Here is a 14,984-nt window from a genome sequence, read left to right on the forward strand (position 1 = left end):
AGTGGCAGAAATACTATTCTACCACCTGACACAGTCTACGCTCGAAGACGCCTTACCGGGACTTCTCGAGCGATCACTGGCTCGCGACTGGAAAGTGACTATCCAGTTTATGAGTGACGAACGGCGCGATGCAATGGATTCCTACCTTTGGGTCTATTCGGATGATTCCTTTATTGGCCACGGTACTGAAAGGGATAAATACCCGAATCTTCAACCGATTTATTTGACCGTGGGGGAAGAAAATCCGAATGGTTCACAAGTTCGTTTCATGCTTGAAGGATCAAATTGTACTGAACCCGACAATTACGAGAGACTTGTTGTCATGTTTGACGGTCATGACGAGGATCTATTGGCTCAAACGCGCCAACAATGGAAAAGTTATAAGGCTAAAAATCATAAATTGACTTACTGGCAGCAAACCGAAGACCGCCGATGGGAGAAAAAAGCCTGATGCGTATAACTCCCGTTATTCTAATTTTTATCGGTCTTGCCGGCCTTATCTATCCGGAAAAATTTTTAGAGGATGGTTCGGGCGGAGGACGTTGGGTTTTTGTCATTATTATCGCATTGGGCGTTTGGACGATTTTGCGATCTGCCAGACGAAATAGCAGCCGATGAATTTTACGCGCTTGGCACTTCTCGTTTGGGCTGTTTTTTTCGGCTTTGTCATAACGTCATGGATTGGCTCGACACATCTTCTGTCCAGCACTTTTCATATTGAACGTATCGATATTGCGGCAAATGTCATATTCATTACGGCAACGATTTTATCAGCCTTGGTACTCAATTTAATCATACCGAAATCTATGTCGAAAAAAATAGCAGTGGTAACATTTCTTCTACCACTGCTATTTTTAGTGTTTTGATAGTTTGATATTTTCAATTTATCAGTGTGAAATTTCTTTGTCTGTAAAGCCGACAAAGCATGTCAGAGAGATGAAGGAACACAATAACAGATAATAACCGATATAAGCGGTGCCGAAATTCTGGACGAGTGTCTCGGCAATATAAGGCGCGAATGATGCGCCAAAAATTCCCGCAAGGTTGAATGTCATTGATGCACCGGTATATCTGATTGATGTCGGAAAAGGTGATGCAAGGGCTGCGCCGATCGGACCATAGGTAAGCCCCATCAGGCCGAGGCCAACGGCTGAAAGTATGAAGCTGCCGAACACACCTCCATCCAAAAGATAGGGCATGGAAAAAGAAAAAAGCCCGATAAAAATTGTAACCCAGATCATCAGAGTACGGCGTCCGATACGGTCGGATATCTTTCCTGAAAAAGGAATGAGTAGACCGAAGAATACGGCACCGACCATCTGTATTTCAAGCGCTTGGCCGAAAGTGAGGTTAAGGTGGTGGGTTGAATAGGATAACAAATATGCGCTGCACAGGTAGAACAAGACAAAGGTGGTCATACCGGCGAAACTACCGAGGAAAAGCGCTCGCGGATATTTAACAAAGACGTCGATCAATGGCACTTTGACGCGTTCGGCACGCTCTATCGCTTTTTTGAATTCAGGCGTTTCGCTGATGGAAAGCCGTACCCAAAGGCCGATTATAATCAGGATAATCGAAGCGATAAAAGGTATCCGCCATCCCCATTCAAAACGTTGGCTTTCGCTTAAAAAATTCCACATGAACCAGAATGTACCAGCAGAAAGGATAAGTCCGATTGGCGCACCAAGTTGCGGGAACATCGCATACCAGCCGCGTTTTTCCTTCGGTGCATTTTCTGTTGCCAGCAAGACAGCGCCGCCCCATTCACCTCCCAAACCAAGTCCCTGACCGAAACGGCAGAGCGTCAGCAATAACGGGGCATACCAGCCGATGGATGCATATGTCGGTAGCAAACCGATAAGAACAGTCGAGATACCCATTGTGAGCAATGCAGCCACGAGTGTCACTTTGCGACCTAATTTGTCACCATAATGACCAAAGACAATTGATCCTAAAGGACGGGCAAAGAACGCCGCCGAAAAAATGGCGAAAGAGCTTAGAAGTGCAACAGTCGGATCACCCCTCGGAAAAAATAACACGGGAAACAGAAGCGCTGCTGCCGTTGCAAAGACATAAAAATCGAAAAACTCGATCGTCGTACCGATCATACTGGCAAGCAAAATCTGCGCAACCGAATTATGAGGTTGTGCATTTTCTTCGATGGTAGCTGTTGACATGATTAGAAAGTCTCCACCCAAATAAACGTAATGAAATTATAAAAACAGTCTGCAATAGTTATAAAAATTTCGTTGAACTGTCGAGTCCGGTTCGGATAAAAATTGTTGTGAGCAACTGAACTTTTCCGCTCCTCATATGGAAATAATTAAAAAGCCGAATGGCTGTTTTTTTGATTGACTGGCTTTCATGCAGGCAGCGCAGTTCTCCTGCCAAGTAAAAAATAGCGGAAGCTTCCGGTTCACATTTCGGGAGGAAAAAACAAATTGATTTATTGAGCCTGAAAATCACAACGACGAGATTTTAATGGCATTGTAGAAGCAGCACGGGGGCACTGCCTCAATTTCTATTAGAAAAATGTAATTGTGACGGACTTTGATCAAGTCGGTTTTGGCGTCAGAAAGATGGATTAGTCGTTGCATGACCGACAAGCTGATGAATATGAACGATTATCTTCGGTTTCTTGGCTCTGACATTTGATAACTATAAATCTATTATGTCCAATTAGCACAACATAAACTGTTAGAGTCGTGAGCAGCACTAAGCGAGAAAAGAAAGGAGCCGCCGTTCAACAATTAATTTTGTAAGACATGTCCAAAAAATTTTATGTGGTTATAATTCCATTCAATAATTACCAGACCTTTGTTATTGAATGGCGGCCTCGTAATCGGCACTCATGTTCAGCCAGCGGCTTTCTGCATCTTCAAGCCTGCTTACCGCATCGGCACGTTCTTTTGCAAGCTCCGCGCCTTTTTCGGGCGACTTTGTATAGAGATCCGGTGCTGCAAGTTCTGCGTCCAGACGCGCGATAAGTTTTTGCAGCCGCTCCATCAGCGCTTCTGTATCGGTTATCTGTTTCTTGAGTGGCGCTAATCCGGCACGCTTTTCAGCATTTGCTTTACGCTGTTCGTTCTTCGATTTAGGAGCCAAAGCCGCTTTCTCTTGTTTTTCAACGTGTCTGGATTTTGGCAGACCCAATATTTCATTGCGATAATCGTCCATATCACCTTCATAGGGATGGACTGTGCCATTGCGCACCAGCCAAAGCCGGTCGGCTGTCGCCTCAATCAGATGGCGATCATGTGCAATGAGAATGACAGCACCTTCGAAATCGTTGAGAGCCATGACAAGAGCTTCGCGACTATCAATATCAAGGTGGTTGGTCGGTTCATCAAGAATGAGAAGATTCGGCCCTTCAAAAGTTGCAAGCCCCATGAGCAAGCGGGCTTTTTCACCACCCGAAAGCTCTTTGGCTTTGGTCATCATTTTTTCGGTCGACAGCCCCATACGCGCAACCGCTGCGCGGATTTTTGCCTCCGGTTGATTTGGCATGAGACGACGCACATGTTCGATAGGATTTTCTTCCGGCCTCAAATCATCCATTTGATGTTGGGCAAAAAATGCCACTTTCAGATTGGGCGACACTGTCATTGTGCCAGCCTCGGCTTTAAGGCGACCTGCGAGCAATTTTGCCAGAGTGGATTTTCCGTTACCGTTCGAACCTAGCAGGGCTATTCTGTCATCATTGTCGATTCTGAGGTCAAGACCTTTCAATACCGGTTTTCCCGGTTCATATCCGACATCGACTTTTGACAGTGCGATAATTGGCGATGCAGCCGTTTTTTCCGCCGAGGGAAATGAAAAAGGTTGCACATGTTCATCCTGCCAAACGCTGATAGGTTTCAGTTTCTCCAATGCTTTCAACCGAGATTGCGCTTGTCTTGCCTTGGTTGCTTTGGCACGGAAACGCCGTACAAAATCCTCCATATGTTTGCGATGGGCTTCCTGTTTGGCTGCCTGCTTCAATTGGAGTTCTTTTGTTTGCTCATGTTGGCGTTCGAATTGATCATAATTTCCGCGCCAGAGTGTCAGTTTCTTGTTTTCTAGATGGAGAATCGAGGTCGTTGCACTGTTGAGAAGTTCCCTGTCATGACTGATGATGATGACCGAGTAAGGGTAACGACGCACATATTCAATAAGCCATAATGTACCCTCGAGATCGAGATAGTTTGTCGGCTCATCAAGCAAGAGAAGATCGGGTTCGGAAAACAGAACGGCTGCAAGTGCAACGCGCATGCGCCATCCGCCGGAAAAGGAAGAGGCAGGGCGCTGTTGCGCTTCTGCATCAAATCCCAATCCTGATAGGATACTTCCGGCACGGGCTTCGGCAGAATGCGCACCGATATCACTAAGACGTGTATGAATTGCAGCAATTCTCATCGGGTCGGTTGCCGTTTCAGCTTCCTTTAACAATTGAGCCCGTTCTTTGTCTGCTGCAAGAACTATTGAAATGAGCGAATCCTCGGTGCCGGGAGCTTCCTGGGCAACTTGTCCGATGCGGGTATCTTTAGGGATGGTCACATCGCCGGTTTCAGGAGCAAGTTCCCCCATTATGACGCGAAAAAGCGTTGACTTGCCAGCCCCGTTATGGCCGACAAATCCGGTTTTCGACCCCGTAGGAAGTGTTGCACTGGAGTGATCAATCAGAAGACGTCCAGCGACACGGACCGTAATATCGTTCAAAATCAACATAATCACAGGCTTTTGCATGGGTTTTGTTATGAACGCAAGAAAAATCGTTTGGATCCCGAGTTAATAATTGCGTTCACTGAAAGCCGGATTATTTATGCGTGAAAAATGGACGAGAGATGTCAAAATGTTCCTTTAATGGAAAAGGGTTTGACAAGAGAGAAGTGTTTGACTTGGCAAAAACCGCTTATACGTCTATAGAGACGCAACTGGAATTTATTTTAAAGGTGGCAAAATGGCTATAGAACGTACTTTTTCTATGATTAAACCGGATGCAACACGTCGTAATCTGACGGGTGCCATTACAAAAATGCTTGAGGAAGCGGGTCTACGCGTCGTCGCATCCAAGCGTGTCTGGATGAGTTTGCGTGAAGCAGAAGGCTTCTATGCTGTTCATAAAGACCGCCCGTTTTTTGGCGAATTGACTGAATTTATGTCATCAGGTCCGACTGTTGTTCAGGTACTTGAAGGTGAAAATGCCATTGCCAAAAACCGTGAGATCATGGGAGCCACAAATCCGAAAGATGCTGCTGAGGGGACAATTCGCAAGACATTTGCTTTGTCGATCGGCGAAAATTCTGTTCACGGCTCGGATTCACCAACAACAGCCAAGGAAGAAATTGCATACTGGTTCTCCGGCACTGAAATTGTCGGCTAATTGTTAGACCAACAACAATTATAAAAACAGATTAAGCCCGGCATGAGTGCCGGGCTTTCTTAATTCTGTTTACAAGTCTTCGGATTATGTTAGAAGAGGCGATAGGTAAGCAGGGCCAACTGGTTGGTTAGAGCAGAAGTTTTAGATTTCCGGCACGAGGCGGGCTACATAATTTCCGTTCTCGTCTTTCAAAATAAGACGACCGAGATCGTCGAACATAAATGTTTTTGCTTTGGCAAGCATTTCAATGAAACGGTTTTCCTGCTGCGAAATTGCCTCTGCACAGGCCATAAAAGTCATGGCAGGCGGGTCAAAAGCGATGATGCCACGATCATTATCGATTGAAACCGAGCTGGTATAACGGTTACAACCACCGCTACCGCTGACACGATATTTTGGTAAACTGTCAGTTGTTTTATCTTCCGCTTTGTTGTTCACAGAAACGGTCAGATTCGAGTTGTCGATGATACCCGCACTGAACATATCCTCCACTTTCCACTCTCTGCCGGAGATTGTTGTTGAAACCGGTTTTGGAGTGGTTGTGGACTGGTTGACCATGCCAAGTACCAGTTCATAACGGGCATCTTTATCTTGCGGATTGATCGGTTTTCTTTCGTCGCTCACAAACCATAAAATATCTCCGACCGCAATGCGGGCTTGAAGTGCATATTTATGCTGTGGAACGATATTGGCCTCGTTCAATGGCAAATCGAATTCAATAGGAACAGAACCATCGGGTTGTTGGGAAATTTCTGCCACAACAGGGAAAGGTCCGCCCTCATTGGTCACATCGACAAGCTGAACAACAAGATAAGCATGCCGGGGCAGGGTAATGCGCTGCAGATAAGTAACATCGCCATGAATAGAAGGGGACAGAGAAGAGCTATAGGCTGGAACAATTGTATTCATAATGAAAGAGGGGATTGTAAGGAGTGAAACTCCGGCCAATGCAGTTGCACCAAATGTAAGAGCCGCAAAGATATTCCGTTTCATAAAGTGATATAACCTTTGTTGATGAACGATCCATTGACTGCCAACGATGCTTTTTATGGAGAGCTATTGATGAGCTTCGTTCAGTGACCGATAGAATTTAACCCTTTTTTTCGGGAAAAAATAAGGCACAACGGTGATTCTTCCACCACAATTATATTTAACAGGCGATAGTTTCCAAAATTCCGTATAACGTGACGAACAAGAGTTTGCATCCAATATTATTTGGATCGATTTTTATCTTCTATTTTTGAGGTCGGATTTTTTGCCATTTCTCCTGTGTATGAAGATCTGCGTCTTTTGCTTCAACCCAGTTTTGCGGCGTACCATCAACAAGATGTTCTTTTTTCCAGAACGGAGCTTCGGTCTTCAGAAAATCCATAATGAAATTTGCTGCATCAAAAGCTTCTCTGCGGTGAGGGGAGGCGGTGACAACCAGAACAATCTGTTCGCCTACCTTGATCGTTCCGTAACGGTGAATGACGGTAACCCCGTTCAATGACCATCGAGACGCGGCGTCATCGACAATCTGTTTGATGCGTTTTTCGGCCATTCCGGGATAATGCTCTATTTCAAGAGCAGAAAGACGCCCGCCTTCGCTTCGGCACAAACCACAAAAGGACACAATGCCGCCAATGGAAGGCGAAAGGGTGCGGATTTTTTCAACCTCGCTTCCCATATCGAAATCTTCCGACTGCACAACAATTTTGAATGCCATGGCTCAACCACCTGTCATCGGCGGGAAAAGCGCGATTTCATGCGGCTTTCCAATCAGACTATCATGATCGACATGTTCTTCGTCAATAGCCACACGGATAAGTTCGGGCTTTTCCAGCGCATAGGCATAATTTTCCCCGAGAGTTTTGAGATAGGAGAGAAGATCGTCTACCGTTTTGACGTTTTCCGGCAATTCAAGAGTTTCTTCTCCGCGACCGATACGTTCGCGAACCCAGGCAAAATACTGTAATTTCATGCGTATCCTTCAATCAATCACGTGTTTAAGACCGGCACGGAAATAATCCCAACCCGTCCATAGAGTAAGAATAGCGGCGACCCACAACATGACAAGTCCGAATTCGGTTGCATAAGGAATAACTTTGTCACCAGCAGGGCCGGCAAGCAGAAAAACAATGGAAAACATTTGCACAGTCGTTTTCCATTTTGCGAGCCTTGAAACCGGCACACTTACTTTGAGAGATGCCAGATATTCACGCAATCCCGAAACCAGAATTTCGCGGCAAAGAATGATGATTGCTGCCCAGAGAGCCCACCCCGCAATTGTACCATCGGCAGCAAGCAACAGAAGACAAGCCGAGACAAGAAGTTTATCGGCAATCGGGTCAAGCATACGACCGATATTCGAGGTTTGTTTCCAGACGCGGGCAAGATAACCGTCGAAAAAATCTGTAATAGAGGCAACCACAAATATAATAACGGCCCACCAGCGTGCCGTATCGGTCGATTGCAGACGGCCTTCTACGAAAAAGCACAAGACGACAAGCGGTACAGCAACAATGCGTGCATATGTAAGGATGTTTGGCAACGATAAAGTATGATTTTTCATTATGCCGTAATCAATCCTTTTAATGTCTTATGACTGCTTTAGGGCGAAACATAGAAAGCGGCCAATTGATTGCATTTTTTAAAAATTAATCGAATATACCTTTTTAACAAAAAGGCCATCGATTGAATCGAGATACATATATAAATTAGCGATAGAATTGACAGAAACAAGCATTATCTTTCATTAAAATGATCGTGAATTTGTTGAGCTGTTGCTGCTGATATTCCTTCGACTTTCATCAAATCTTCCACTGCTGCACCGGCAACGGCTTTTGCAGTGCCGAAATGGCCAAGCAAAGCGCGTTTCCTGGCCGGTCCGATGCCTTCCACTTCGTCGAGCGGATTTTTCATCATTTCTTTTTTACGTTTTATGCGATGGGTACCGATGGCAAATCTGTGAGCCTCATCACGTAGCCGCTCCAGAAAATAAAGCACGGGGTCACGCGGTGGTAACATGAAAGGTGGACGACCGGAGACAAAAAACCGTTCCCGTCCTGCCTCGCGATCGACACCTTTTGCAACGCCGATAGCAGTCACAACATCGTCAATGCCGAGTTCTCTCAGCATCTCGTGCACAACTGTCATCTGGCCTTCGCCGCCGTCAATCAGAATAATATCGGGCCAGGCCGGAAAACTGTCATCATTGCCGGCATTGTCATCGGCTTCGGGCATCGGTATACCATGCTCTTTGATGAGCCTTTTGAACCGCCGGTCGATAACCTCCTTCATCATACCGAAATCGTCACCCGGTGTAATATCGGTCGAGCGGATATTGAATTTTCTATATTGGTTCTTGATAAAACCGTCGCGTCCGGCAACGATCATACCGCCTACCGCATTGGTTCCCATGATATGCGAGTTATCATAGACCTCGATACGGCGGGGTACTTTTTCAAGACCGAATGTCTCGGCAACTCCTTGCAACAATTTGTCCTGCGTCGACGTTTCGGCGAGCCTGCGTCCCAATGCTTCGCGTGCGTTGGTCAGGGCATGTTCAACCAGTGACTTTCTTTCGCCCCGTTGCGGCACAGAAATTGTGACTTTGCGTTCTGCTTTTTCGGTAAGGGCCGTGGCGAGCAATTCTTCTTCGTCGACATGGTCGGAAAGCAGAATAAGTTTCGGCACCGGTTTGTCATCATAAAACTGGGCAAGAAAAGCTCCAAGCACTTCGGGAGCAGAAATCGAAGGGTCAGCTTTGGGAAAATAGGAACGATTTCCCCAATTCTGTCCGGTTCTGAAGAAGAACACCTGAATACATGTCATGCCGCCCTGTTGGGCAATCGCAAAAACGTCCGCTTCGTCAACTGTTTGCGGGTTGATTTCCTGATGACCCTGAATATGGGACAAGGCCGACAAACGGTCGCGATAGACAGCAGCCCTTTCAAAGTCGAGTTTATCGGCTGCCTCCCGCATGATTTTTGCCATATTGTCTTGAATAGCCTGACTTTTTCCTGAAAGAAATGCTTCCGCCTCGTCGACAAGTTTCATGTAATCGGCATCGCTGATTTCATGTGTACAAGGTGCTGAACACCTTTTGATCTGGTAGAGCAGGCAGGGTCTCGTGCGTGATTCCATGACAGAATCGGTGCATGTTCTGAGTAAAAACGCCCTTTGCATGGCGTTGATTGTTCTTGTGACTGCACCGGCAGAAGCAAAGGGGCCAAAATAATCACCTTTGCGAGACCGTGCACCCCGATGCTTATAGATAGCAGGAGCGCGTGTGTCGCGCGTAATGATAATATAAGGAAAGCTTTTATCATCGCGCAGCAGAACATTAAAACGCGGGCGCAACCGCTTGATAAGATTGGCTTCTAAAAGAAGAGCCTCGGTTTCTGTGCTGGTGACCACAAATTCCATATAATGGGTGGCTCGTATCATGCGCGCGATGCGGTTATTGTGTCCATGCCCACGTGCATAATTGGACACGCGTTTTTTCAAATTCCGCGCTTTGCCGACATAAAGCACGTTACCATCCTTGTCGAACATCCGGTAAACGCCCGGTTTATTCGGCAAATTTTTAACAAACTCTTGAATGAGCGGTGCACCGGTGAGCTTCAGATCATCATTTTTGAAACCACCTTTATCCCAGATAATATCAGGTGTCAGAGAAGCTGAATGACGATCTTCATCCGATTTCGCTTTCTGATTTTTAGCGGCCTCAGTGTTTTGTTCATTCAAGGATTTCATAATTATTCAATTCGTCCTGCAATATCGGGCGTTTGCCACATAAGATGTTGGCCGCCATCTAAAGCAATCATTTGTCCGGTTATTGACGTTTGGCACCAAAAATAACGTATCGTTGCGCCAAATTCGGACAATTCCGGTCCATGTTCAAGCAAAACAGAGCGCGCCTGTCTTAAAAAATCTTCTTCGTCCTGTCTTGGACTTTTAAGTGTTGGTCCCGGACCAATGGCGTTAACGCGGATACGGGGTGCAAGTGCCTGAGCGAGTGTTTTTGTCAATGTCCAGAGCGATGACTTGGATAGGGTATATGACAGAAAATTGGGATTAAGTTTTAAAACGCGCTGGTCGATAATGTTGACGATTAACCCTTTCAAATTGTCCGGCAATAGAAAAAACATGCGGTCAGCCAAAAGGGCGGGGGTTTTCAGGTGGATTGCAAAATGTTTATCCCAGACATCCATATCAAGTGCGCCGATGTGGTCATCAAGAAACAGAGAGGCATTGTTGACAAGGATTTCAACAGGCCGTCCCATTTTTTCTGTCACAGTTTCCAGAAGGCCTTTGCCATGGGTTTTCAGGAGATCGGATTGAAAAGACAATGCTCTGGCTCCAGAAACTTCCAGTTTGCGCACGAGCTCGTCGGCTTCATTTTTCCCTTCGTTATAGTGAATTGCGAGATCGAAACCATGTTGAGCCAAATCAAGCGCCATTGCGGCGCCTAAACGTTTGGCACCGCCTGTAATCAGAACGACAGGACGCCTCTTCTCCATTTGATCAAACAGTTTCCGTTGACAATTTTTTGTAGCGCTCAAACTCTCGTCAAGTTCGAACCTTTACAATCCAAAATGGCGATATTTTCTGCTGAAATCAAGGCTTGTAAAATCACAAAACAAATCAATCATTTGCTGAGAGAAAAGAATTTTGAAGTTTATGCAGCCATAAGGCGCTCATAGCACATTACTATAAATGGAATGCTGCTTTCATCGACAGATGATTGTAAAACTTACAAGGCTTGGAAAATGAGCCCCAGAAAACCGGTGCAAACGGCTCGAAAAAAGCTCATCTGTTTTCTGAAGAGTATGGTTGTTTGTAGCCAAGCGCTTGAAGGTCGGTAGCGGCCATCCTCTTTTCTGCTTTCCCGCACTTCATTCCACTTTTACCTTTCGAGGAGGAAAAAAAGTGATGTTGTGTACTGTGACAGAATTCGGCGAAATTACTGTGCTTGTTGGTAGCAATCATATCGGGTTAACTTAGAAACTGCTTCTAACCGGAAACTATTGCATGAGCGCTGATAGCAGGGGCATTCGTTCGGGAAAGCTAATCCCACGAATTTTCTAAAAACGATTATCTTGAAGTCAGCCCGTCAAAACGTTTTTTAGAAGCTGCATTGTCTTGCGCCAGCACAGCAGAATTGTCTTGCGAGAGCGCAGCAGAAAAGAGATTTTTCAGCAGACGTTGCTTTAGACGAAGAGTGGCAGATCAGCGACGGGCTTTTCGATTATTTGACTGCGCGACAGTTACCGTCCTGAATTCGCCATTTGTCGAAACCTTCAACACAAAATTCGACATTATAGCCACTGACACCGGTAAAGCCCTGGCCATATTCCACCATATAATAAAGCGGATAGCTCGACCCGTCATTCATAATGGCTGTCGCGCGGCAAAATTGACGGGGAATATTAAGCTTTGTTGCCGGGTTTTCGCCCCGAGTCATTTCTATATCTTTCACCTGATCAATATGAACGGCCGGCAAACCGGGCACGTTATGCACTTCTTGGCGGAACTTGTAGCCGACTTCCCAGAGAATGCGTTTATAACCACACACGCCTGCATCGTTCACTGCAGAAGCTTGCGTTTGAGGGGCTGATGATGCCGCCAAATCGGCTGCTGTTGCAGAATTCACGCAGGCATAGAAGCCAAGCCCGAAAACCGAGAAAGACAAAACTTTGCGAAAACTTGCGTTAAAGAACGATGACTTTTGCATGATTATTCCACGTTGACCATTTCTGGGCTCAATATGTTTCATTGTCTCAAATCCGTCAAGGTCAAACAGTTTCACCATTTATCCATTCATTGATTAATTGTGCATGTTTGTCTGCTCCAAGGCGATCAAGTAAAAATGCTTTGAGCTTGCTCATTTCCTGGGGCAACACATAAGGTGGATTGACAATAATCATGCCACAGCCATCAAGTCCCGGCATTTCGGAGCGTTGTTTGATTCTAAGCTCCAGTCGCAAGATTTTTGGTATCGAAGTGCTTTTCAACTCGTTCATGAACCAATTGAGTTCATTATAATGTTTGACAGGATACCAAAGGGCATAAATTCCACCGGAAAAGCGCTTATATGCTTTCTCGAGACCTTCGATAAGCCGTTCGAATTCATCGGTTTTTTCAAATGGGGGATCAACAACAATAAGTCCGCGCTTTTCTTTCGGCGGCACGTGGGCACCAAGCGCGAGATATCCGTCAAGATGGATGATACGGGCCTGATAATCACCGGCAAAATTATTCGCCAATTTTTTATAATCGGCTTCATGAAGCTCTATTGCCGTTAAGCGGTCCTGTTTCCTTAAGAGCTTCCGCTCGAGGTAAGGGGAGCCCGGATAACGGGTCAATTTGCTGCTATTTCCGCCATTAAGGTCGTTTACAATATCAAGCCACGGCTTGATGAGCAATTCGATGTCGGGTGCGATAGGTTGATGAAGGATACGGCCGATACCGTCAATCCATTCACCGGTTTTTTGTGCCTCTTCCGAAGCAAGGTCATAAATGCCGATACCCGCATGTGTATCAATCACACGGAAAGCATGGTCTTTCTTTTTTAAGTATTCGATGATGCGGGCGATAATAATGTGTTTGAACACATCGGCAAAATTGCCTGCATGATAGATATGACGATAATTCATTATTTTGTTCTAACTGTTTCTGATATCAGCCGAGGCCGATTTTATGGGGCAGAACAACAGCGCGGGTTCCAACCGGCACACGGCTATAAAGATCGATAATATCCTGATTGAGGAAGCGGATACATCCCGATGATACACGCTTGCCGATTGACCAGGGTTCGACCGTTCCATGCAAACGGAAAAGTGTGTCTGTTCCGCCCCTATAGAGATAAAGTGCACGGGCGCCGAGCGGATTACCGGGACCACCTTTCATGCCATCAGTCAGATGGCCATATCTTTGAGGCTGCTTTTGTACCATGCTTGAAGTCGGATGCCATGTCGGCCATACCGCTTTGCGACCGATTGTTGCTTCCCCCTGAAAATCTGCAGCAGCCGACCGCGCAACACCGACGCCGTAGCGCATGGCGCGTCCTTCCGAAAGCACAAAATAACAGAAGAAGTTGGTTGGATCGACAACAATTGTTCCGGGCTTATAAGGCATATGAAATGCAACTTCCTGACGCAGATATTCCGGATTGATACGCCTTGTATCAACAGCACTCACTGGAAAACCGTTATCGGTGGTAGCGGCATACATGGAAGCGTATTTTTCATTTAACGGATATTCGCCGTAACTGACCTTCTTCTTTTTGGGCGTAACCTTCGGCTTTGCCTTGTGTCGCCTTATAACATAGGTTGTTGTCGTTACCGGCTCGCCGGTATCAATTGGAACCATTTTGGGTAAGGGGTGGCGAAAAGTACAACCGGCAAGAAAAAGCGGTGCCGAGAGAAGGAAAAAGCGTCTGTTCATTTTAAAGATCTCGATAGCCCGGACAGACCATAAAATTATAAAGCAAGTTCTGGTCCGTCATAATTGGAAAAAGCAAATATCCTTCAATAAGGTTTGATGAGCAGATAAAAGAAAATGGACATCGACTCTTTTCTGCAAATCAATTTTTATGTGGGAAGCTTTTAACACAAAATTAACCTGACTTGATAGAGGTCTTTGAATCTGATTTTCTAATTTTTTTGGATTAACTTGAACTTCCTCTTATAAAATTCCCTTTTATCGGTTTGTTGACCGGAAAGTATGCCAGATGTCGGGCTTGATGGTGTCACTTGTGCTTTTGGCTGCATTGATGCATGCGCTATGGAGCATCCTATTAAAGTTAACCGTTGAGGCAAAGGCTAATATAACGGTTTTTATGGCGGGTTCTTCTATTCTGGCACTTGCAGGTATTCCTTTTCAATCCTTGCCATCACTTGCGAGCCTGCCGATTTTGCTCATTTCTGTCTTTGTGCAGGTCGTCTATATGATGCTTGTCGGAATCGTTTATCAAAAAGGTGATGTAAGCCAGTCTTATCCGGTGATGCGGGGCGTAGCACCGCTTTTTGTTGCGCTCTTGAGCGAACCGGTTCTCGGCGAACGACTGTCTTTGTTGGCATGGTGCGGTGTTATTCTTATATGTTTCGGGGTGCTGACCTTGGCGGTTGAAGCAGTAAGACGCAGCAATAGAATAGACCCATCTATCATTCCACTTTCTTTGCTAGCGGCTGCTTTTATAGCCTTTTATACTCTCCTTGACGGGGTGGGTGTCAGATTATCGGGGGCGCCTGTTTCTTATATTTTATGGATATTTTTTCTGATTGGTTTGGTGAAAGTTGTTTTTGAACTTTTCAATCATAAAACGCGCCAACCATTTTTGACCCACTTTCAACGTTATTGGTTTATCGGTCTTGTTGGCGGATTTTTGTCGCTCGGGTCTTACGGCCTTGCCCTTTGGACAATGACAAAGTTACCGGTGGCGCTGGTTGCGGCTTTGCGCGAAAGCGCAATAGTCTTTGCCGTTATTTTATCCTATTTCGTCTTGCGTGAACATGTGAGCCTCGCGCGCTTTATCGGCTCGATCATCATTGTTCTTGGCGTTATTGCTGTAAGACTAGCCTGAAAATAGTAAAATTGCTAAATACATCCGTTTTCATTGATTGAGTCGGAATTA

The 14,984-nt window shown here is 45.7% G+C and carries 16 protein-coding genes; 5 read left to right on the top strand and 11 right to left on the bottom strand.

Annotated elements, in window-relative coordinates; genetic code table 11:
• The first annotated feature begins 1 nt into the window (after nt 1).
• From BBC0178_RS04360 to BBC0178_RS04370, 3 genes are read left to right on the top strand one after another with little or no spacing between them, the layout of a single operon-like run.
• Nucleotides 2-451, top strand: coding sequence for a DNA polymerase III subunit chi (locus BBC0178_RS04360; RefSeq protein WP_078039342.1), 450 nt, complete (start codon nt 2-4; stop codon nt 449-451).
• Nucleotides 451-618: a hypothetical protein gene (locus tag BBC0178_RS11825; protein WP_188317772.1), complete on the top strand. Its 168-nt coding sequence runs from the start codon at nt 451-453 to the stop codon at nt 616-618. Before BBC0178_RS04360 ends, BBC0178_RS11825 begins: the two co-directional genes overlap by 1 nt.
• Complete coding sequence (locus BBC0178_RS04370; protein WP_078039344.1) at nt 615-866, top strand: hypothetical protein; 252 nt, start codon at nt 615-617, stop codon at nt 864-866. Before BBC0178_RS11825 ends, BBC0178_RS04370 begins: the two co-directional genes overlap by 4 nt.
• 21 nt (nt 867-887) lie before the next feature.
• On the opposite strand, the gene BBC0178_RS04375 is transcribed toward BBC0178_RS04370, so the two are convergent.
• Both BBC0178_RS04375 and BBC0178_RS04385 read right to left on the bottom strand, forming a co-directional pair.
• Nucleotides 888-2,177 carry an MFS transporter gene (locus BBC0178_RS04375; protein WP_078039345.1) on the bottom strand — a complete coding sequence of 430 codons (1,290 nt, stop codon included), beginning with the start codon at nt 2,175-2,177 and terminating at the stop codon, nt 888-890.
• 643 nt (nt 2,178-2,820) lie between these two features.
• On the bottom strand, nt 2,821-4,707 hold the full coding sequence (locus BBC0178_RS04385; RefSeq protein ID WP_078040361.1) for an ABC-F family ATP-binding cassette domain-containing protein: 1,887 nt from the start codon (nt 4,705-4,707) through the stop codon (nt 2,821-2,823).
• A 232-nt stretch (nt 4,708-4,939) separates the two neighbouring features.
• Here BBC0178_RS04385 and ndk point away from each other — a divergent pair, with 232 nt between their 5' ends.
• On the top strand, nt 4,940-5,362 hold the full coding sequence (gene ndk / locus BBC0178_RS04390) for a nucleoside-diphosphate kinase (RefSeq protein ID WP_078039347.1): 423 nt from the start codon (nt 4,940-4,942) through the stop codon (nt 5,360-5,362).
• Between the two features lie 141 nt (nt 5,363-5,503).
• On the opposite strand, the gene BBC0178_RS04395 is transcribed toward ndk, so the two are convergent.
• From BBC0178_RS04395 to BBC0178_RS04440, 9 genes are all read right to left on the bottom strand, one after another.
• Nucleotides 5,504-6,355, bottom strand: a complete 852-nt coding sequence (locus BBC0178_RS04395) for a YbaY family lipoprotein (RefSeq protein WP_078039348.1) — start codon at nt 6,353-6,355, stop codon at nt 5,504-5,506.
• A 241-nt stretch (nt 6,356-6,596) separates the two neighbouring features.
• Nucleotides 6,597-7,070, bottom strand: coding sequence for a molybdenum cofactor biosynthesis protein MoaE (locus tag BBC0178_RS04400; RefSeq protein ID WP_078039349.1), 474 nt, complete (start codon nt 7,068-7,070; stop codon nt 6,597-6,599).
• Between the two features lie 3 nt (nt 7,071-7,073).
• On the bottom strand, nt 7,074-7,325 hold the full coding sequence (gene moaD, locus BBC0178_RS04405; RefSeq protein WP_078039350.1) for a molybdopterin converting factor subunit 1: 252 nt from the start codon (nt 7,323-7,325) through the stop codon (nt 7,074-7,076).
• A gap of 9 nt (nt 7,326-7,334) precedes the next feature.
• The gene (gene pgsA, locus BBC0178_RS04410; RefSeq protein WP_188317781.1) at nt 7,335-7,919 is read right to left on the bottom strand and encodes a CDP-diacylglycerol--glycerol-3-phosphate 3-phosphatidyltransferase; all 585 of its coding nucleotides are present in this window, start codon (nt 7,917-7,919) and stop codon (nt 7,335-7,337) included.
• Between the two features lie 170 nt (nt 7,920-8,089).
• A complete protein-coding gene (uvrC, locus tag BBC0178_RS04415) occupies nt 8,090-10,102 on the bottom strand; it encodes an excinuclease ABC subunit UvrC (protein ID WP_078039351.1) in 2,013 nt (670 codons plus the stop codon).
• 2 nt (nt 10,103-10,104) lie between these two features.
• Entirely contained in the window at nt 10,105-10,869 is a 765-nt protein-coding gene (locus BBC0178_RS04420) for an SDR family oxidoreductase (protein ID WP_078039352.1), read from the bottom strand.
• A 728-nt stretch (nt 10,870-11,597) separates the two neighbouring features.
• Nucleotides 11,598-12,083 (bottom strand): hypothetical protein, encoded by a 486-nt coding sequence (locus tag BBC0178_RS04430; protein ID WP_078040362.1) that lies wholly within the window; start codon nt 12,081-12,083, stop codon nt 11,598-11,600.
• 61 nt (nt 12,084-12,144) lie between these two features.
• Nucleotides 12,145-13,005: a 23S rRNA (adenine(2030)-N(6))-methyltransferase RlmJ gene (locus BBC0178_RS04435; protein WP_078039354.1), complete on the bottom strand. Its 861-nt coding sequence runs from the start codon at nt 13,003-13,005 to the stop codon at nt 12,145-12,147.
• Between the two features lie 25 nt (nt 13,006-13,030).
• Nucleotides 13,031-13,795: a L,D-transpeptidase gene (locus BBC0178_RS04440; protein ID WP_078039355.1), complete on the bottom strand. Its 765-nt coding sequence runs from the start codon at nt 13,793-13,795 to the stop codon at nt 13,031-13,033.
• Nucleotides 13,796-14,081: 286 nt separating this feature from the next.
• Between BBC0178_RS04440 and BBC0178_RS04445 the strand changes: the two genes are divergently transcribed.
• Nucleotides 14,082-14,933 (top strand): DMT family transporter, encoded by an 852-nt coding sequence (locus BBC0178_RS04445; protein ID WP_078039356.1) that lies wholly within the window; start codon nt 14,082-14,084, stop codon nt 14,931-14,933.
• The last annotated feature ends 51 nt before the right edge of the window (nt 14,934-14,984 follow it).

The sequence above is a fragment of the Ditibartonella apihabitans genome (genome assembly GCF_002007485.1).
Classification (GTDB): Bacteria; Pseudomonadota; Alphaproteobacteria; order Rhizobiales; family Rhizobiaceae; genus Bartonella; species Bartonella apihabitans.